Annotated in this window: 13 protein-coding genes; 2 read left to right on the top strand and 11 right to left on the bottom strand. The window is 36.8% G+C overall.

Going from position 1 to position 22,149, the window contains the following annotated elements; translation table 11 throughout:
* A complete protein-coding gene (locus KEM10_RS16175; RefSeq protein ID WP_212217070.1) occupies positions 1–2,859 on the top strand; it encodes a bifunctional fucokinase/fucose-1-phosphate guanylyltransferase in 2,859 nt (952 codons plus the stop codon).
* Positions 2,860–2,935: 76 nt separating this feature from the next.
* Here the strand turns inward: KEM10_RS16175 and KEM10_RS16170 are convergent, their stop codons facing one another.
* From KEM10_RS16170 to KEM10_RS16145, 6 genes are all read right to left on the bottom strand, one after another.
* A complete protein-coding gene (locus KEM10_RS16170) occupies positions 2,936–4,279 on the bottom strand; it encodes a T9SS type A sorting domain-containing protein (RefSeq protein WP_212217069.1) in 1,344 nt (447 codons plus the stop codon).
* A 106-nt stretch (positions 4,280–4,385) separates the two neighbouring features.
* Complete coding sequence (locus KEM10_RS16165; RefSeq protein WP_212217068.1) at positions 4,386–5,153, bottom strand: DUF6597 domain-containing transcriptional factor; 768 nt, start codon at positions 5,151–5,153, stop codon at positions 4,386–4,388.
* Between the two features lie 333 nt (positions 5,154–5,486).
* Positions 5,487–6,140 carry a hypothetical protein gene (locus KEM10_RS16160; RefSeq protein WP_212217067.1) on the bottom strand — a complete coding sequence of 218 codons (654 nt, stop codon included), beginning with the start codon at positions 6,138–6,140 and terminating at the stop codon, positions 5,487–5,489.
* A gap of 237 nt (positions 6,141–6,377) precedes the next feature.
* A complete protein-coding gene (locus KEM10_RS16155; RefSeq protein ID WP_212217066.1) occupies positions 6,378–8,333 on the bottom strand; it encodes a DUF3857 domain-containing protein in 1,956 nt (651 codons plus the stop codon).
* A 21-nt stretch (positions 8,334–8,354) separates the two neighbouring features.
* Positions 8,355–10,277, bottom strand: coding sequence for a transglutaminase domain-containing protein (locus KEM10_RS16150; RefSeq protein WP_212217065.1), 1,923 nt, complete (start codon positions 10,275–10,277; stop codon positions 8,355–8,357).
* Between the two features lie 2 nt (positions 10,278–10,279).
* A complete protein-coding gene (locus KEM10_RS16145; protein ID WP_212217064.1) occupies positions 10,280–13,579 on the bottom strand; it encodes a toxin-antitoxin system YwqK family antitoxin in 3,300 nt (1,099 codons plus the stop codon).
* A 322-nt stretch (positions 13,580–13,901) separates the two neighbouring features.
* Between KEM10_RS16145 and KEM10_RS16140 the strand changes: the two genes are divergently transcribed.
* Positions 13,902–14,861, top strand: coding sequence for a toxin-antitoxin system YwqK family antitoxin (locus KEM10_RS16140; RefSeq protein ID WP_212217063.1), 960 nt, complete (start codon positions 13,902–13,904; stop codon positions 14,859–14,861).
* A gap of 983 nt (positions 14,862–15,844) precedes the next feature.
* On the opposite strand, the gene KEM10_RS16135 is transcribed toward KEM10_RS16140, so the two are convergent.
* The 5 genes from KEM10_RS16135 to araD all read right to left on the bottom strand — a co-directional run bounded on the left by KEM10_RS16135 (position 15,845) and on the right by araD (position 22,145).
* Complete coding sequence (locus KEM10_RS16135; RefSeq protein ID WP_212217062.1) at positions 15,845–17,872, bottom strand: transketolase family protein; 2,028 nt, start codon at positions 17,870–17,872, stop codon at positions 15,845–15,847.
* Positions 17,873–18,171: 299 nt separating this feature from the next.
* The gene (locus tag KEM10_RS16130; RefSeq protein WP_212217061.1) at positions 18,172–18,603 is read right to left on the bottom strand and encodes an RpiB/LacA/LacB family sugar-phosphate isomerase; all 432 of its coding nucleotides are present in this window, start codon (positions 18,601–18,603) and stop codon (positions 18,172–18,174) included.
* Between the two features lie 72 nt (positions 18,604–18,675).
* Positions 18,676–20,313, bottom strand: coding sequence for a ribulokinase (locus KEM10_RS16125; RefSeq protein ID WP_212217060.1), 1,638 nt, complete (start codon positions 20,311–20,313; stop codon positions 18,676–18,678).
* Between the two features lie 22 nt (positions 20,314–20,335).
* Positions 20,336–21,364 (bottom strand): zinc-dependent alcohol dehydrogenase, encoded by a 1,029-nt coding sequence (locus tag KEM10_RS16120; protein ID WP_212217059.1) that lies wholly within the window; start codon positions 21,362–21,364, stop codon positions 20,336–20,338.
* 94 nt (positions 21,365–21,458) lie between these two features.
* Positions 21,459–22,145: an L-ribulose-5-phosphate 4-epimerase gene (gene araD, locus KEM10_RS16115; protein WP_212217058.1), complete on the bottom strand. Its 687-nt coding sequence runs from the start codon at positions 22,143–22,145 to the stop codon at positions 21,459–21,461.
* Positions 22,146–22,149 lie beyond the last annotated feature (4 nt).

Below are 22,149 nucleotides of genomic sequence, written 5' to 3'. Positions count from 1 at the left end.
ATGAAATATCTTCTTTCCTTACCGGAAAATTTGGTTTCTGTTTTTCATGACATTACAAAACATTCAACTGAAGAATGGTTTGTAGCCTCCGATCCTGCCGGCACTAAGATTGGTTCAGGTGGCGGAACAGCACACCTTTTGGCTGAACATTTTAGAACTCAAACGCAACCAAGCATTGAGGATTATCTGGGCATCGAAAAGAAAATAATTATACATGCAGGAGGACAAAGCCGACGTTTACCCGCATATGCACCTGCAGGTAAGGTGCTATCTCCAATACCTGTTTTCAGATGGAGTCGCGGGCAGAGTCTGGATCAGACTTTATTAGATTTGCAAACTCCACTTCTGGATAAGTTGATGGAAGCTTCCAATGAAAATCAGAATACTTTAATTGCCAGTGGCGATGTGATGATTTTAGCTGATGATCTTCCGTTTGAATTGCCAAAAGCCGATGTGGTTTGTTTGGGTATTTGGGTTGATCAACATCTGGCATCGCGTCACGGGGTGTTTTTTACGCCTCGTCATAATCCACAACTATTGGATTTTATGTTGCAGAAACCGTCACATCAGGAAATTGAAGAGTTAACAGGAAGCCATTTGTTTATGATGGATATCGGCGTATGGATTTTGAGCGACCGTGCTATTGAATTACTGATGAAAAAGAGTGGCTGGACCGATAACAAATTCAGTAAAGAGATTCCTGATTTTTACGATTTATACAGTTCGTTTGGCACTTGCCTCGGCGATCATCCAAAACAAAACGACGATGAGATAAATGAATTATCAGTTGCTATTCTTCCACTTGAAAAAGGTGAATTCTACCACTTTGGAACATCCCGCGAATTGATTACCTCAACCGAAAAAATTCAGAATCGGGTTCAAGATCAGAGGAACATCTGGCATAATAAAGTAAAAGCACATCCTTCGCTGTTTGTGCAAAATGCCTTGACAGAAATTAGTTGGAACAGCAACCATAAAAATATCTGGATCGAAAACAGTCATATTCCGTCAGGCTGGTGTTTACATCACAACCATGTTCTGACCGGAATTCCAGAGAACAATTGGAATCTTGATATTCCGGCGGGCATATGTATTGATATTGTTCCTGTTGGTGATGATTTAATATGCATCCGCCCCTATGGAATTGACGATGCTTTCAGAGGTGATTTATCTGATGACTCAACCTTATGGATGGGGCAACCTTTTAACAGCTGGCTCAAGGATAGAGGTATACTTTTCGACGATGTAGATTTTGGAAATACATCTGATCTGCAGGCTGCCAACATTTTTCCGTTGATTAAACCAGAAAACTTAAATCAGGATCTAATCAACTGGTTGATTAATTCTTCCAATGACGAAACAGCAAAAGCATTATGGCTGAATTCAGAAAGAATATCTGCTGATCAGATCAGTGCCCGCGCAAATCTGGCTCGAGCTAATCAACAACGTAAACAATTCAGAAAAATAAATCTCACCTTCTTAGCCAACAACTATTCACGAAGCGTTTTTTACCAGGCTGACCTGAAGAAAACAGCTAAAGAGTTTGCTCAAAACAACTTGGAGATACCTGCTCCGATTCCTGAGACTGTATCGCCGATGATTCGCTTCCGTGATTATATGTTTCGCTCCGAGGTGAATAAAAACAAGGGACAGGACGGAACAGTAGAAGAACAAAAGGCTTTTTCATTGCTTCAGAATATTATATCTGAATCATCAGAACATAAAGTTGTTCCACAATTAAACATTTATTCCGATCAGATTATCTGGGGACGCAGTCCTGCCCGTCTGGATTTAGCTGGAGGTTGGGCTGATACACCTCCGTTCTGTATGCAGTATGGAGGAAGTGTAATGAATTTGGCAGTTGAACTTAATGAGCAGCCTCCTATTCAGGCTTATATTCGTTTATCATCCGAGAAAAAGATTACGCTTCGATCAATCGACAATGGAGTTTCAGAAGTGATTACATCATACGAAGAATTAGCCAATTATAATAAAGTAGGATCAGCCTTTTCGATACCTAAAGCAGCATTGTGTCTGGCGGGATTTCATCCCGATTTTTGCGGATTACAATTCAGCTCGCTCGAACAACAATTAAACGAATTCGGAGGCGGTTTTGAAATATCAATGCTGGCAGCCATACCGAAAGGATCGGGCTTGGGAACAAGTTCGATACTGGCTGCAACACTTTTAGGTACTTTAGCCGATTTTGCAAGTCTGAGTTGGGATCACCAAACAATCTGTCATCGAACATTAATACTAGAGCAATTATTAACAACCGGTGGCGGATGGCAGGATCAGTATGGCGGAATTCTACCGGGAGTGAAATTATTGGAATCAGAACCCGGAACACAGGAAAAGATGAATGTTCGCTGGCTGCCTGACCAGGTATTTACCGGAACCGATTATAAAGAAAACTGGTTGTTGTATTATACCGGAATCACTCGCGTTGCAAAGAATGTATTACAGGATATCGTAAGTGGAATGTTTTTAAATGAAGGGCAACGCTTGCGTACTTTGCAGGAGATTAAACAGCACGCTTATCGCACTGCCGATGCCATTCAGCGTTATGATTTTGAAGCAACCGGTAAGATGGTTCGCCACTCGTGGAAATTGAATCAGATGCTTGATTCAGGAGTAAATACTGCAGAAGTGCAAAAGATTGTTGACCAAATTGATGATTTGGCCTTAGGACATAAACTCCTGGGTGCCGGCGGCGGAGGCTTTATGGTAATTTGTGCCAAAGATCCTGAAGCTGCAGCCCGCATTAAAAATACGCTTACAAACAATCCAATTAACGACCGTGCCCGCTTTGTAAAAATGGATATCAGTCAATCTGGTTTTAGGATTTCAAGATCGTAATAAAAAAACCTCCCGCAATTAGAAATAAATTGCGGGAGGCTATCAAATTAAAGCTTGATTCTAGTACTACACAATTTTATTTTTTAATCAGTTTACCGTTTTTTGAATCACCATCAACAGTAATCTTATAGATATAAATACCACTACTTAATGCTTCGATATTAATAGATTCTTCACCTGCTACTTCTTTTGAAAAAATCAATTCACCACTAATATTATACAACATTAAACCTGCTGTATTTGAGTTTGACGAAAAGCTAACTTGTAGATTTGATTCAACCGGATTTGGATATAATATTATATCAGCACTTTCAATATTTTCTACTCCTGTTGAAACAATATCTGAATAATAATAGGTTGTTCGATCAATTCCATATGTATCATCATCATCACTCCAATACTCAGTATCCGTATGCATTATATTATTCATCGTAAAGTAAAAAGAATCATAATACATCGATTTGGGAATACCCATTACTTCAGAGAAATCATAATTTAAGTAATATGTAAATTCAGTACCTTCGGCCATTTCTTCTTCCCAATCAGTATCGCCATAGTTATAACTCTTATCGCTTAAGCAATTGCCATTATCATCAAATTCCATCACTAACTTTAGAGTATTAACCCACACTCCATTATCGGTAAACCCAATAATTAGTTGTATTAAATCACCATTGGCATTATAAGTAACTCCACCTTCAGCTTTAGTTGTTAAAGTTACATACTCATCTGAATCATCCTCTATCATTTCTGCCGTAATAGAAGTAATTTTTCCATCTGCATTTCGGGCAATATCCAATGATTCATCCACCAACCATTCTCCTTTCTCTAAATTAGCATCGTATTCGTAGTACTCATATACTTCAGATATCAGATAACCATTGACATTATGATTATATGTGATTCGATAATCATCTAACCAGGCTCCATTTTCTCTATATTTCCCAAGATAGTTAGTTAATTTACCATCTGTATCATAGGTATATTCTTCTCGGTAATAGGCCGAGGTGCTCCAACCATTTGTTTCATTATCCCACCAGAACTCCAGATAATACATCTTATTATCATCATAAGTGTAGGTGTATTTGTAATTATAGTCCTTTTCTCCATTATCTAATTCTCTATATCCGATAACTTCAGACACCTGATTATCATCATTATAATAATAATCACTTCTAGTATAAACGGTCCAGTCATCATCTTGATATTTACCATCTTCAATACTATAATCCAACTTTTGCTGAAATGCCTGGGTTGATTTTAATGAATGAACTTTTACATTAGATCCCAGACGAGCAAATGCTTTACAGTGTTGTTTTTCTTTTCTGAATATGTTTTTAAAACTCCTTTGCGTGTTACTTTGCCCAAAGGACAATGACACCACCAACAATAAGATAGATAAAGTAAATGTTTGTTTCATATTATATAAATTTAGAGTCAATAATCTACAGGCAAACAGGTGTATATAGATTGGTTAATCATCCAATTTTCAAAAGGTATTTACACCTATTTTTGACTCGGTAAATTTATTTATCAGAAATGGTTGACAATTGTAAAAATCGGTCGTTTTCGTTTTTATTGAGTTCTTTGGGAGTCACTCCGCAGTATCTTTTAATTTCTTTTATAAAATGCGACTGGTCGTAGAAACCTTTTTGGGCAGTATAAATGCCGTCAGCAATATATTTAAATGTTGTCTGACACCGAACTATATTTAATACTTCTTTAAGCTGACATCCTAACTGATTATTGAAGTATCTGTTAATTTGCCTACTGCTCCACCCCACATAATCAGAAATTTCTTCTACACTTTGAGAAATATTTTCGTAAACAAGATTAAACAGTTTTACTTTTCTGGCATCTACCTCCTTACCATTTTTTAATTTTTCTGTCAACAGATTAGATAAATCCTCAATAAACATATCAAATCCTTTATCTAAATAGGTATCTATATTCCAAAAGTCAAATGGTAAGCTTCTAGTTGTATTCAACAACGTACGAATGGATTCATCCATCAAATATTCAGCTGCCGACAGTTTTAGTCGTACACCAAAAACGATGATTGAAGAAGAAATAGTAACTGGTTTAGGTTTTGTCCATAAACCTTTAAGTTTAACACCCATTAAACCATTTGTATCAAATTCAGCTATTACTTCAAAGAAACCATCAGGTAATATGCTATATTGTATTTCTGAATCAACATTTTTATATTGCCAGAAACAATGCACAAAATCACTTAAAATCCCTTTTGGATATCTTTCCTTATAATCCCAAAACATACCCAAAAGTAACAACACCCCTGCTTTTTTAATTATCTACAAGATAAATTAACTGTGATTTTACAGCAATACCCCCTTGAATAAGACTAACGTTTAGTAAATACAGGCAAACTTTCTATCAGACAATAAATATTATAATTACTATAATGATTTTTTGTTGGTTACTTTTAATTTCTGCCCTGACTTATTGATCTTTTACTTTAAGCATTAGCTTTTTATCTGAAGCCTATGAATGTTCGGTTTGGGATTTAGAATATCGAGATCATAAACCTATAAAAATCAATCGCCCCTCGTTTTATTTAACTGAGGGGCGATAGTTATTTTACCAATGTGTTTCCCAAAAAACAAATCCTACTTATCACCAACTAATTCATATCGGACTAACTTCTTCTCTAGCCTCTCACCTGAAAACACATAAGAATAGGATTCAAATATAAGTCCTACATTCCTTGCATAATAATTATGTGTATACCTGGGATTTGGAATTTCAGTGTATCTTGGATTACAATATACAGTACCTTTAAAATTCAATACATCGCTAAAAGTCCCTGCAGGAATATCAACTATATCATTAAAAGCTTCCATTTTATAACTTGAAGTATATATAGTATCAACTTCACCTACATAATTATGATACCTCAACGTATCGTTAAAATTATTTTCAGAGAACAATTTCCTACCTTGGATATCTATTAAATACTTACATGAATCTCTATAGTATAAAGTTCTTTCTAGAGTTGACTGTTGGTTGTGTATTTTAAAATACTCATACTTATAAAAAATATCACCATTAACTAATGTATCCTTAACAATTACAACACTATCAACATAAGATTGTTTTCTCTCTTCTCCTAAAGTATTTGTGTTATATGTCTCATAGATCCAATAATTACCAACAGCCATAGGTATGTAATCAGACTTTAAATTATTTACACTATGATCATCCTTTTCGCATGAACACAAGGCTATTATTAGCAGTGTAAACATTAGAATTAATTTTCTCATCATTTTAATTTTAGGTTAAACTTAATTAATTGAAAAATGATGTAGAATTAGTTCATAGGCAGATATACTTTAACAATAATAACCTAATAATGTAAACTATATTGTATCATTTACTCTTTTTATTTTGTATATCAATATATTTATAATAAAAAACCACCCATCAATATTTCAGTACGGGTGGTTCTATAGATTTTTATTTCAGAAAAAACGAAAGACATTAATACTTCAACAGATTTCCTAGATGGGTTCCAACACCAGCACCACTTTATTAAAATCGGCAGCGGCGTTTACTACGTTTTTAAAACCTTCAAAATGTTCCTCTGGTACGTATATCTCTTTGTAGTATTCGTCAATTATAACTTTATATTGCTGACCTTCATACGTGTATTTTGAATCAAATATAAAGATTGGTTCTTCTCCTTCTTTCTCCACCACTGAAATAACAGATGCTTCTGGATTTTTTATTTTATAACCATCCGGTACTCTAAACTCTATTTCGCGATAATAAGAGCGGTTAAACTGATTTTCGGCAACGGGATTTCGTTCATCTTCGAAATACATTTCTACCTGCGGTCCGATAGTATTACCTATATGAAGTAATAATTTGTTTCCAGCCTCTTCTACAAATGTGTTGGTTTCCACCTCCGAATGAATCACCATTTCTGCATCAGCCATCATATCCTGCCCTTCCTGAGGCTCATTCCTCTCCAACAAAGTAATATCAGTTTCTGGCGCCTCAATGGTCATCAAGCTTTTAAGCATATTCTTTTTCTGCTCTTCATCGGCCATTTGATAGATCAAGCCAATAAATCCTCCGCTCAAACCTTTAAAGCCTGTCCAGGTATTTACCTTTGAAATTGCATTATCAACTTCCACCACCACATTTATATACATGTTATGGTAGTTTTCTTCGGCTCCGGTTGCTTTAATGTACTTTGTTTTGCCAATGGCCGATTGAAAATCACCAATATTAACCAACTCAACAAACAAACCGTAATTGGCAGAGCACATTCCGTTAAAACAGCCTAAACGCAATGCATAGTTCGATGGATCGATATATTTATTTGCCTCTGGTATATAGATAAGATATTCCTCCAGGTAGTTCCATGATTGAAAGTCGGGATCGAATTTAACATTGTCTCTTTCTGAGGTAAGCACCACCTGATGATCGATTCCATAATAATTAAACAGCTTTGCCATTAATCCAGCCATTCCTCTGCTACTGGTTACTTTGTTCTCATACACAAAATTGATATCATCAAATTCAGGCGAATGAAACTCTCGAATAAAAATATTTCTCTTTAAAAAATCTTCAATTTGAATAACCTTTTCAACATCATCGGCAGGCAACTGACCAATTTCACTAATCCATTTCTTAAGTACTTTTTCATCGTTATTGAGATATAGCATTTCATATATGCGCTGCGCTGCATCATCCCATGTTAACGATTGACTTAACTTTCTTCCCAGATTGTAATCTAAACGATATTCAATGCGCTGACGACGCGGTGTTTTATATGCAAACTTCTCTCCTTTTATAGCATCCACATTACTTCTTTTGAATGTATAGCAATTTCGCTCATCATCCAGTGTAGTATGCTCAACCGCACCTATTCCATTATATCCTTTAAAATCATAAAGTATTGTTTTGGGAGTAATCATTTCAAAGTTGACCTCCTGAAAAGGGTAATCGTACTGGACAAATAAGCGTCCGAAATTCTCATAACTCACCTTATTAATCACGTAATATTCAACATCATCACCCACTTCAATACCATCAATCGCAAAAATTTTATATGCATTTCCGCTTCCTTCTTCTTTTATTTCTTTGATATTATTTTCATCAAACTCTACTATTTTACCATCAGGTTTTACCACGCGCGCTCTTATCTCAAGCACCTCTATCACATCACTCAACGAAACTGATATCTTATTAAAATTATTAATCGATTCTTCGTTGTTTAACCTATATTTTCGATGCATGGTGTGCGTTCCAATCATATCACCTTCCTCATCATGATAATAATCTCTTCTCTCATCGAGCAGCAAGCCCACCACATTTTCACCGGTATATTCCGAAGAAATCTCAGAATATTCAGGACTTGTTTCCCAAAATGGCTCACTCTTCTCTTTATTAACAGCCGAAACAAACAATACTGAAAAGTTGAAGGCTAGTAAAATCAGGTATCTCATATAAATTGTTATTATCCGGGTTTATATCTTTTTTAAAACTATTGTTGATCGATAATGCTTTCTTAATTGCGCCACCATCTTATTCCATTCCAGCAAATCATCACCTATCAGATAGAAGAAGTCAAATTGTATATTATTATTCATCACCACTTTATCTCCATCTTTTTGATAATTAATACTAAAACCAAACTTATCTGAGGAATACTCACCATTCTCAGGAATATAGGTCACTTCATAACCGTCCGGAATTTCAAAAACGGTAATATAATTTTCGATGCAGTAAAAATCATTTTCAATCGGTCCGGTGATACTGCTGGTATCCACCTCCATATCCATATACGACTTATCCAGATTCAGATTCACGTATATTTCATCCTCAAAATGCTTGTAGTAATCCTGTAATGTAAACTCATAATCCACCACTGCCGGCTGGTCGTGCTGAAACAAATTATGAACATGGTAATCAGTTACATTAAACTTGTTATTTCCTTTATTAAACAGTCGCGTAAAGCTTTTGTCATATTTATCTGTTTTTACACCATCCATGGCATGAGCCAATTCTAGCTTGTTAAAACCGGTTTGAATCCTGGTCGCTTTCCCTTTCACCGTGTCATTATCCAGACTAATCACAACAGAATCTTTGACGATACTATATTGGGCAGGCGAAACAGGCATTTGATGTATTTGGTAATTGCTACTCCCCATCTCAACCAAAATTTCTTTTCCCTGAATATGATAAGGCACAATACCAAAATCAAGGTATTTAAAGGTTCCGTCCAATACAATAACCGAGTTTCCTTTTAAGTAGGCGGCTATCATATGATTATCGACCGATGGCAATGGTGTTTCGGTATATTTATAAGGCAAATGCCGGGTGCCCACCCATGTAAAATGCCCATCTACACCGGCAATCAACATCATCTTACGAATTAAGCTCGACATACCTTTACAATCACCAAATCGCTTTTTATAAACATCAACAGCTTTCATAGGTCGAAAACCATCATATCCATCTTCATAGGCAATGTATTTGATATTTTTTTGCACCCAATAATAAATCTGCTTCACCTTCTCATCCTCGCTTAATCCTTTTGTTAATTGTTGAACCAGTTGTGTTAAATCATCAGAATCATCAGCATTAGCTTCTTCGATGTATTGAACCATGTAATGATACAAATCATCAACACTTCCAAAATACTTTTCTTTCTGCCCGTCCAGATTAACTTCTTTCAGGTAAATCATTAAATGTGGACTGAAGTGACGAATTGAATAATAATTCCCACCAAAATATTTGAATCGATCCACCTTATCGGCTTCGAATTCTATGTAGTTATATTTTCCTTTTGAGTAAGTTTTTACATCAAGATTCAACTGTTCTGTATTCTGCAAAAAATAACCCAAATCAATGGCTCGATGATATTTAATAAGCACCTTTGACTTAATTATAGGTATATAGGATTGCAAAAAGGCGCTTCGAATAAAATGAGGATCATTATAAACGAACTTATATTCCAGTGAAGTAACGGCTCCTTCCTGCAATGAAGGGTATGAGAATTGCACTATCTTCGAATCATCGTAAAACACACTTCCATCTCTATTATGCGATTCCTGAAAATTATCTACAGATACCTTTTGATATTTTTTACCATTGGGCACCAGGGTATACGCCTCTTTTTCTTCTAATCGGCAAAATGAACTATGACTAATAAGATCATTGGTAAAAGCTTTTGAGAACTCATTCAGAATCATCACTTTTCTCTTTACCGTCTGACTTACATTTAAGGTATCATCAACAATATCAAAAACATATACTTCCTCCTTAGATGTAATAACCGCATTGTATTTCGAATATTCTTTTTTCAGTTCATCCAGATTAAACTGCTCTTTTGCACAAATCGATAAAAAAGGAATAACAAGACCTATAGCCGCTAATAATTTTCTCATAGTCACTTATTTTTCACATCTACAAAGCAGCCATTGTCATACATTACCTCTTGGGTTAGTTTGCCAGCTTCATTATAATATTGGGTAAGCCCATGTTGCTTATCACCTTTCCAATTAATAATCTTTTTTAACTTGCCCGTTTCGTAATAAATTCTCTCTTCACCTTCCTGCAAATTATCTTTGTATTTATACTCCGATTGCAACTGACCATTTGCATAATAATTTTCGCAAAGCCCATTATACAAACCATCTTTTAATTCCCTTTTTACCTTCAATTGTCCTTTACTATCATATTTTAAAAGTGTACCGTTGCGCACAAAGTCTTTGTAGTCTACCTCATAACTTTTCTGTCCATTATTAAAATAAGCCTCTATTTTATAATCAGGCCCTTTAACAAATATGGTATCACATAAGTCGCCACCTTTATTATACTGATAAGCTACTAATTCATTCTCATCATAAATTAATTTAATCATCAGCTCACCATACTCGTCATATTGATAGGCATCACCCTGAAGTTCTCCTATAAAGTAACTTTCCCTCTCTTTGAGCTGACCGTTTTTGTGCCAGGTAAGGCAGATGGAATCTTTTTCATCGGCATAATACGAATACATATTTTTCTTACTCCCATCTTCATAGAAATACTCCCACATACCATCATGATCGCCATTAAAATAATTTCCTTGTATGCGAAGTTTTCCATTCTCATGGAAATATTTGTATTTGCCATGCGCTCTGCCAATCTCCATTTTTTTAACCGATAAAACCTTACCATTTGGGTAATACCAAGTTAAATCGCCATGATACATTCCTGATAAGGTATTGATCTCACAATTTTTCAGCTCCCCTCTTCCCTTCAGATAATAGGTAGATTGTTTAGTAAGATCTGCATGATACAAAAGCTCTCCTTTATCGTCAAACTCGGTATAGCCTAAAACCATCCCTTCGCGAACCTTTCTTTTTTCATACAAGTTACCGTCCACATCAAAAGTATAATCGAAACCATAAGGAGAACCATTCAGGTAGTAAATCATGCTTTCTAATTCGCCGGCCGAGTTGTAATATTTCCAATTATCATCAGCTTGATCATTTTTATAATACCCCTCAACTTTTATTTTTCCGTTTTTCTCATAGGCTGCGTATTTACCTTTTAAAACGCCATTTTCATATGAGTACTCAGCACTTTTCTGCCCGTTTGGATGATAGTAAATCATCTGTCCGTTAACTTTACCATCCACATATTCATATTCGCGTTGCAGTTGTCCCAGTTTATAATAACTCTTCCATTTGCCTGCTGACTGACCTTTTATAAACGAACCTTCGTTAATTTTACGTCCATTAATATCGTAGCTCACAAAACTAAATGTTCCATCTTCACTTCCGGTAACAGCATAGCGCTGTCCATTGCGATTTATAGAAGCTACCTCAATCAGCAAATCATTCGAATAAGTCTCTTCGAGATAAGGCTGACCATACCTATTGTAATAAACCAACTTACCATCTAACTTTCCTTCGCTGGTATAGGTTCGCTTTGATTCTAACAGGCCATTATGATAATAGGAGAGATATTCCCCAATAAGTTTTCCTTCATCGGAATAATTTGCTTTTGAATGTAGGTTCCCATTGCTGTAATAAACAAGCCACTCTCCAACCTTATTTCCTTCTTTATAATTACCAATGGCATAAAGCTGTCCGTTCATAAAATATTCTCGCGATACGCCATCCAGCTTACCACCTATATAACTTTCAACCAACGAAGTATCGCCCGTACTAAAGAAATCATATGATACACCTGTTAATTCGCTATCTTTATTATTATATAGCTCTTTTACTTTACCATTTAAATGATACGAAACCCCTTTTCCATTTCGCTTGGAGTCAACAAATTCCACTTCATTACTAACATCACCAAAATAATTATACCAGGTTACCATACCTTTAATCTCTCCATGATCATATGGTATTTGTATGCTTTTCTTACCATTATCGTAATATCCGATATAATCGCCAATAAGCTCACCTGCATTATAACTTTCCGTTGATTTTAGCAATCCGTTATCCAGGTAATACTCCCAATCGCCTACCTTCTCACCCTTTTCAAAGCTTCCTCTTGCCTGCAACTGTCCGTTAGAAAAGTAATATTCCCACGGCCCTGTTTCTTCGTCGTTCTCATTTGAATTTCCAATGGAATATAAATTTCCGCTATCGAAATAATCAAAGGTATATAGCTTCTCTTCACCATCTAAATTAGCCGGGCGCTCTTGCTTAACATATGAAAGATTCGATCCGGTTGAATAAAATGCCTTTAAGTCTTTCTCATTTTTTGAGAAATATTTTTGAACCGGCTCTGCATCGGTTGATAACAGCAACGTATAAAGGAAAGGAACGATATGCCCCTCTTGCTTTATAGCTCTAAAAAATGGATAGTACATCTTCACCCAAAAATCATCTTTCATTTGATCCAAAGGCAAAACATCAAATACCATTTGAGTTTGTTTCACCAGATTAGCATTAAAATCAATGGGTGAATTATATCTGTCGGTTAAAACAATTTTTGCTTTCAGGTAATGATCTACTTCTTCGAATAAAGAGTTATCGATAAAAGGTTCTATAAACTGACCTTTTGCTGTATCGAGATAGTTTCCTGAAAAATTCTCGAGATACACCAACATGGCATTACTTCTGTTGCTGTTGGGCTCCAAAGCCAAATAGGTTTCCAAAGAAAGTAAGGCTCGCGTATACATTTTCTGACGGGCAGCTAAAAAAGCCAACATCCTATGACTTGATGCATGAAAAGGATTACCTGTTGCCGACTGCTGAAAACATTGTAAGGCCTGTTCATATTTTTCGAGCTTATAATAGGTTATACCTAAGTTAAAATATAGCAAGGGCACGTATGGAAATTTTTCAATAGCCTCTTTATATATAGCAATAGCTTTGTCCGATTCACCTTTATTATCATAGGCGCTACCTTTTGTTCGCAATAAATGCATGGTATTACTACCTTTTAACTTCAGCCCATTATCAGCAACCATAATGGCACTATCATTTTCTCCTTTTGCCATATAAGCCATGGCTAATTCGGCTAACATCCATTGGTAATTTGAATCGTTTTCGTGGATGGTTCTATACTGCTCGATAGCTAAATCATACTTTCCTTCGTCGTACGATTCCATTGCTTCTTCAATTATTTGTTGAGACGGAATCTGCTGAGCAAAAAGTACAGATGAAATGAAAGAAAAAAGAAGAACAGTTGAGACTCTTAGGATAACAGGTATTTGTTTCATATATAAGTAAATCATTCGTAATGGATAACAATTTACATCAAACACCTTCCACAACACTTAAACATATATAAAGCTACTTCCCCTCAACAGAAATTTGATCTGATTGCTATTGTACCTTACTATTAATGTAAGTTGAAAATACATTAATTTGGTTAAATTAAAAATCTAAAACTCTATTTGAATTCAATCAAAATACGATAAACAATATTATCTTAGATCGGTTAAGTCTGCAACTTCGTAAGTTATTGTAGTCACTTACTACTTTATAAATCAAACGAAGTCAATAACTTGGTTTTGCTATAAGACCATACTCAATAAAAATTCAAAGATAATAACCATGAAGCTAGCCCTTTTTTGCGTCGTATTAATAGGTATTATTTTCTTTTCCTGCACAGAAAAAGGAAAGCCTCTGCATGAATATGATAGTAATGGAGTTTTAATTAAGAGTACTTACTTTACAGATTCACTCCCTTCAAAAATTATTAAATTCCAAAATGACACTATTATAGAAGTTATTCATTTAGATAAAAAAAATGAAAAGCATGGCATCTGTTATAAAAAGAATCTAGGTGAAGGTTATTATAAGGAAACGAATTATATACACGGCCAAAAACATGGAAACGTTCATGTTATGTTTGATGATGGAAGTCGTATTGTTCAGCCTTTTAATCATGGAGAAGTACATGGTGTTGAATATTTTTACAATTCCTCAGGCAATATAGACTCAGAAATTTTTTGGATAATGGGTAAACCAATTCTTGAAAAGGAAATTACTTATCTATCAAGAGGTGACAAGTTGTATTGTACTGCTTTTGAGAATAGAAAAGCAATGCAACAAATTGAAATTGTGATCGACCAAAACAAAACAATGGAGTTTTACAACTTGCTAGAAATTAACGATAGTGGGCATATTACTAAAAAAGTTCCTGTTGGCAATTTAGATATTATAGATAATACAATAGATACTACTAGCATCCATAATGCATATCACTATGTTGACATGCCTGACACAATTTATTTTGGAGACACTTTGATTGCCAAAATTAAAATACCAATTCCAAATATAAATGAGTGTATTATGAAGTTGAAAGTTGGAGAGTTAAAAAATGACTTAAGTCTTGAGGCCGGTTATAATGAATATACTTTTGAAAAAAACAGTTTGGAAGTCGAATTACCTATTGACAACTATGAAGTTGGTTATAATTTAATTACGGGATATGTACAATTGGAGAAAGATGATATATTAATAATGACGAATTTATTATTTGAAGATTTTATTGTACTCCCTACTAAGTAGATTGTAACATACTCTTACACCGCCCAAGTTAGCAACTTCGTCTCTTAAATAAGCAGTTGGTAACTAATAATAAACAAGTACAATCTAAGTAGCTGTATTCACCCCGCTAGTGCGCGATTGCATCGCGTTCCAACTAAGCACTAATTGTATTTATATTGCAAGTAAAACGCAGTTTACTAACTGCAGCAGGCAGTTAACCAGCAATACTGATAATAAATAATTAAGTCACGTACCTTTGGAATGGCTTTTTATTATTAGCGTAACCTCGCGAAAGATTCGCGAGGTAGCAGTAGGGTTACCTGTAGAATAATTGGGATACTCTTACCCCGCCCAAGTTTGCAACTTCTTCGCTTAAATAAGCAGTTGGTAACTAATAATGAACAAGTACAATCTAAGTAGCTGTATTCACAGACTAATTTATAAATTAAGCGGAGTCAAAGATTTCGTTTCGCATTGGGGAGGTTTAGAAGCTAAATAGTTGGTTCTTCAATTGAAATACCCGGCTCGATTGTGTAAGAAGGCGGTTTGCAATCTCGAGATAGCATTTATATGAAAACAGTTCACGGTTTGTAATCTCGAGATGACAGTTCGATACTTTAAGTACTCGGTTTGATACGCTAAGAAGGCAGTTTGCTATCCAGAGATAGCATTTATATAGCAAAAGGTCGTGGTTTGTAATCTTGACATGACAGTTCGATATTCTCCGATCATGGTTTGGCGTTTTATTATCAATGTTCGATATTTTTATATTTAAATAAACTGTTGTCATCTGCCTTAAAACTAATAAAACATTAAATTAACAAAACCTCAATCAGCGTAAATTGTAATAACGCCGAACCTTATAAGTAGTCTATAGTCGTCACAGACTACTAAATACATCAAACACTTCGCTTAGCTGTACTTCCTTACAAATGCCTTGGCATTTTGGCACAAAAAAAGGCCGATAGAAACCTATCGACCTTTCCTAAACATGTTTATCTAAATTAACCCAATAACGTCTTTACGTTTTTGTATACAGCATCAGCTGTAAAACCAAATTTTTCATCCAACACAGTGTAAGGTGCTGAATAACCAAAATGATCTAAACCAGCTACAATACCGTCGGCACCTACTAAACCTTCTAAGGTTACAGGTAAACCGGCAGTTAAACCAAATTTAGCAACACCAGCAGGCAATACTGATTGACGGTACTCTTTTGGTTGAGATGTAAATAATCCTTCAGAAGGAACAGATACAATACGTACTTTTACACCGTCGGCTTTTAATTTAACCGAACCTTCAACCAAAGTAGCTACCTCAGAACCACTAGCCAACAAGATTACATCAGGAGTACCTTCGCAATCGTCAACAATGTAAGCTCCTTTTGCAGCTTGTAATGCTTCTTCGTAACGATTACCCGATGCAGCTGGAAGATCAGTGATATTCTGACGAGAGAAAATCATTGCAGTTGGAGTTTTTGTGTTTTCCAACGCCATTTTCCAGGCAACAGTAGCCTCGACAGCATCAGCAGGACGAAGAACCAATGTAGAGTTCTCGCCGTGATGGTTTTTCAATTTCTCCATCAAACGGATTTGAGCTTCTTGCTCAACCGGCTGGTGAGTAGGACCATCTTCTCCTACGCGGAAAGCATCATGTGTCCAGATATATTTAACTGGTAATTGCATTAAAGCAGCCAAACGAACCGCTGGTTTCATGTAGTCAGAGAATACAAAGAAAGTACCACAAGCAGGAATCACACCACCGTGCAATGCCATACCATTCATGATAACAGCCATTGTTAACTCACAAACACCAGCCTGGAAGAATGCTCCTGAGAAATCACCTTTAGTGAAAGCAGTTGTTTTCTTTAAGAAACCGTCTGTTTTATCAGAGTTAGCCAAGTCAGCAGAAGCAACAATCATGTTTTCTACTTTATCAGCCAATACAGATAATACAGTTGCAGAAGCACCACGAGTAGCTGAGTTAGCTTTTTGCTCAATACCAGCCCAATCAATTTCAGGTAATTTACCTGAGAAGAATTGGTCTAATTTAGCAGCTAATTCAGGATTAGCAGCAGCCCATTCTTTTTGAGTAGCCGCTTGCTCAGTAGCCCATGCTTTCAACTCTTCTTTACGTTTTGCGTATGTGTCAGCAACTTCAGGGAAGATAACGAAAGGATTCTCACCGTCGCCACCTAAGTTATTAATAGTAGCTTTGAAATCGGCACCAGCAGCAGAAAGAGGCTGTCCGTGAGTTGATGTTTTACGCTCGAAGCTTTCGCCAGCAGCAGTAACAGCACCTTTACCCATAATTGTTTTACCAATGATAAGAGTTGGTTTTTCTGTTTCAGCCTGAGCATCAACAATAGCTTTGCGGATTTGAGCTTCGTCATGACCATCGATAGTCACAACACTCCATCCCCATGCTTCATATTTTTTAGCAACATCTTCAGCAGTCACTTCAGCAGTTGTAGTTGACAACTGGATGTCGTTTGAATCGTAATACATAATCAGGTTACTCAAACCTAAGAAACCTGCAATACGACCAGCACCCTGGCTGATCTCTTCCTGAACACCACCGTCAGAAATGAATGCATAAGTTTTATGAGCAGTCCACTCACCGAAACGAGCCGCTAAGAAACGCTCAGTGATAGCAGCACCAACTGCCATTGTATGACCTTGTCCAAGAGGACCAGATGTATTTTCAACACCACGTAACACGTCCACCTCAGGGTGACCCGGTGTTACGCTATCCCACTGACGGAATTGTGCTAAATCGTCAGTTGAGTAAAATCCTGACAACGCCAAAACGCTATACAACATTGGTGACATGTGACCAGGATCCAGGAAGAAACGATCGCGGAACGGATTAGTCATGTTCGCTGGATCGTAGTTTAAGAATTCAGAGTATAAAATGTTTACAAAGTCAGCTCCACCCATTGCTCCGCCTGGGTGACCTGATTTGGCTTTTTCAACCATTGCCGCTGATAAAATACGAATGTTATCAGCACCTTTTTGTGCAGCACTTGCCATAATTTGATTCTTAGTTATAGTTATATTTATTGTATCTCTTACTCATAACTCTAATTGTACACTTCATTAAGCCACTCAACACTTTGACTTCTATTTTTTATCCATTTCTTTTCTTGATAAAAGAAACGAAACAAAGAAAATCAAGGCTGCAATAGTGATGATTTCTTTTTATTTGATAAACCTAAGTGCGGCCGGGTGATCTACTCCGGCAGTTGCCGGATCAGCTTCCCGGTCTTACTAATGTTTATCTTCCAAAAATCATCATCCCTCTTGAGGCCAATCAGTACAATTAAAATATGCTATTCTATTTCAATTTTTTCAATTCTGCATTGATGTCTTCCACCTTCAAAAGCTGTGGCCAAAAACTTTTCAATAATTTCAATGCAAAGATCTTTTTCGATAAAACGGGCCGGAACAGTGCAAATATTAGCGTCGTTATGAAGGCGGGCTAATTCTGCTATTTCTGTTTTCCAACAATAAGCTGATCGAATACCTTTATGGCGATTCAAGCTTATATTAATACCGTTACCACTTCCGCAAAAAGCTAAACCAAATTGATTTTCGCCTTTTTCTACAGCTTCCGCCAAGGGATGAGCATAGTCGGCATAATCGCAACTATCTCCGCTGTTTGTTCCATAATCGTTCACCGAATACCCTTTCCCCAAAAGATATTGTTTGATGAATTCCTTCATCTCATATCCGGCGTGATCAGAGGCTAATCCTAACACCATCTTGTATATCTAATTTTGAAAAACCGGGAGAAGTTAACGGCTCCCGGTATTATGAATCAAGCGAGTGCAGGATTAAATACCTGCTTCAGTAAGTTTTCCTAATTTGATATACTTTTCGTAAAGTGCTTTGTAAGCTTCTACATTTGCAGCAATTGGGTTGTATTCTTTCTCGAATCCTTGTCCCATTGCTTTTTGAGCATCAGCAATTGTAGCATGCGCACCAGAAGCAACTGCAGCAAACATAGCAGCACCTAAAGCAACACTCTGCTCTGAGCGAGCTACTTTAATTGGCATTCCTAATACATCAGCCAATGTTTGCATTACAAAGTCTGATTTTTTAGCTACACCACCAATAGCAACCACCTGGTCTACTTTCACACCGTTATCAAGGAAACGGTCTACAATAGCTTTAGATCCGTAAGCTGTAGCTTCAACTAGAGCACGAAAGATGCGTGGAGCTGTTGAACCTAAATTCAAACCAGTGATAGTACCTTTTACATTTTGGTCAGCATCTGGTGTACGACGACCGTTGAACCAGTCGGTTGCCAAAATAGTTGACTCTTCCATTGGAATTTGAGCAGCCTCATCAGCCAAAGCAGGGATAATTTTATCCATGATAGCTTTTTTCTCCTCTTCACTTGACACGAATTGAAGTGGCCATTCCAATACACGTTTGAACCATGCGTAAACATCACCAAAAGCCGACTGACCAGCCTCTAATCCTACCATTCCAGGGATTACAGAACCGTCAACCTGACCACAGATACCCGGGATTAATTTATCGCCTAATTCAGTTTCAGGAGATACCATGATATCACAAGTTGATGTACCCATGATACGTACGAAAGTGTTTGCTTCAATTTCGGCACCTACAGCACCCATATGAGCATCAAAAGCACTTACACCCACTACTACGTCGGTTGAAAGACCTAATTTTTCAGCCCACTCAGCAGTAAGGTTACCGAATGCTTCGTCACTTGTATATGTTTCTTCAAATAAATTCTCGCGTAATCCTTTTAATTCAGGACCTAATTCAACCAAAAATTCTTCTGGTGGAAGGCCTTTCCAGTCTGGATGCCACAATGCTTTATGACCCGCAGCACAACGGCTACGTTTTACTTCATTAATAGCCGTTTTACCTGTTAATACAGCTGGCAACCAGTCGCAATACTCAATCCATGATTTAGTAGCAGCTTTTACGGCATCATCTTTACGTAAAACATGCAATGCTTTAGCCCATACCCACTCCGAAGAGTAAATTCCACCTTCGTATTTAGTAAAGTCTACATCCCATTTGCGAGCCAACTCATTAATTTCATCAGCTTCTTTAACAGCCATGTGGTCCTTCCACAAAATAAACATTGCATTCGGGTTCTCTTCAAACTCAGGCAGCATTGCTAACGGAGTACCGTTTCCATCTGTTAAAGCTGGAGTACTACCGGTTGTATCGAATGAAATACCCACTACGTTTTCAGCTACTGAAGCGTCGCATTTGCTTAATGCTTCAGTAATGGTACCTTCCATTACCTCTAAATAATCTTTAGGATGTTGACGGTATTGGTTTTGTGCAGGCACACAATATTTACCTTCCATCCAACGAGGATAATACTTAACCGATGAAGCCATTTCTTCACCAGTATTCGCGTCAACTATTAACGCTCTTGCTGAGTCAGAACCATAATCTAACCCGATTACATATTGCTTTTTCATTTTATCTTATTTGATTAGTTAACTAGAAATTAACCATTGCTTTAATTACATTATCTCTATAGCCAGCTACATTTTCGAAAGCCTGTCCGGATTCATCCACGGTGTAATTGTGGGTAATCATCTTTTGATAATAATCCGGATTCTGAGCGATCATATCAATTGCTTCCTCAAAGCTGTTGTTCTGACGACGAACATTCTGTACACAGATTTCTTTTCGTCGCATCAAATCCATGTTGTAACTCAACGATTGGGTTTCAGGAATTCCTACAAACATTAATTTACCCCCCGGCTTTAAAATACGCAAAGCCTGATCAAGAGCTTCCTGTTTTCCACAACATTCGTATACTACATCGTAGCCTAAAGATGCTTGTTGCTTAATTTCTTCCTCCTCATCAGGAGTGAAAGAAGCTGCAGCTCCACATTCTTTAGCAAAGTTTTTTCGATAGTCCAGCGGCTCAATAACGGTTATGTGCTTTTGCTCTCCATGCAGACAAGAGGCTAACACAGTTAAACCGATGGGTCCCGCTCCTAATATGGCAACTTTAAAATCTTTTTGATGCATTGCTGATAGCTTGTATGCATATAATCCTATGGATAGGGGTTCTGCAAATGCTGCCAATTGCGGAGATAAATGATCGGGCACTTTTACACAACAAATTTGTGGAATTACGAAGGTTTCACTCATACAACCTTCCATTTGCCCCGGACAACCTAAAAATTTTTGATTTAAGCAGGTATGACGTCTGTCGTTTAAGCATTCTGAACACTCACCACAATAAACAGTGGGTTCAATAGCCACTTTATCACCCGGCTTTACATCTTTTACTTCTGATCCAACAGCTAAAACCCTTCCTGCGGCTTCGTGACCGACGCCCCATGGATATTCCACTACCTGCGAGCCTATGTTTCCTTCATTGTAATAATGAATATCAGAACCACAAACTCCCACTGATTGTATAGCAACCTTCACTTCATCATCTTTTACAATGTTGCTTTCGGCTACATCGTAAACACCAATTTTGCGAATTCCGGAAATTTTAACTGCTTTCATATTTTCTCAGTATCAAGTACAGAGTAATAAGTATCAAGACTAAGATCCAAGACTAATTGTCTTGATACTTATGTCTTGATACTAATTTCATCATCTATCCTTGACCATAATAGGCATTAGCGCCATGCTTACGGTTGAAGTGTTTTTCTGTCAAATGCTTATTCATAGTAGCTTCGGGATTAACCTGAAGGGCCACAAAATTCATTTTGGCCACTTGCTCAATCACTACACTGTTATGAACAGCATCATGTGCATCTTTACCCCATGAGAAAGGAGCATGGTTTTTAACGATTACACCAGGAACATGCATTGGATTTTTGTCTTTGAAAGAATCCACAATCACCGTTCCGGTTTCTTTTTCGTATGCACCAGCAATTTCCTCAGCTGTCATATCACGGGTACATGGAATGTCGCCGTAAAAATAATCAGCTTGTGTGGTACCCAAAATTGGAATATCGCAACCTGCATGAGCCCATGCAGTAGCATATGTAGAGTGAGTATGAACCACTCCACCAATTTCAGGAAATGCTTTATAAAGCTCAATATGAGTAGGTGTGTCAGATGATGGTTTTAGGTTGCCGTCAACCACATTACCATCCAAATCAACCACCACCATATCAGAGGCTTTCATTACATCATACTCCACACCGCTAGGCTTAATCACCACCAATCCTGATTCGCGATCGATAGCACTAACGTTTCCCCAGGTAAAAATCACAAGGTTATGTTTCACCAATTCCAGATTGGCTTTAAATACTTCTTCTTTTAATTGTTCTAACATCACT

It is taken from the genome of Carboxylicivirga linearis (genome assembly GCF_018271995.1).
Lineage (GTDB): Bacteria > Bacteroidota > Bacteroidia > Bacteroidales > Marinilabiliaceae > Carboxylicivirga > Carboxylicivirga linearis.
Note: the sequence above shows the minus strand (reverse complement) of the source record. Positions and strands in the feature narration are given on the sequence as shown.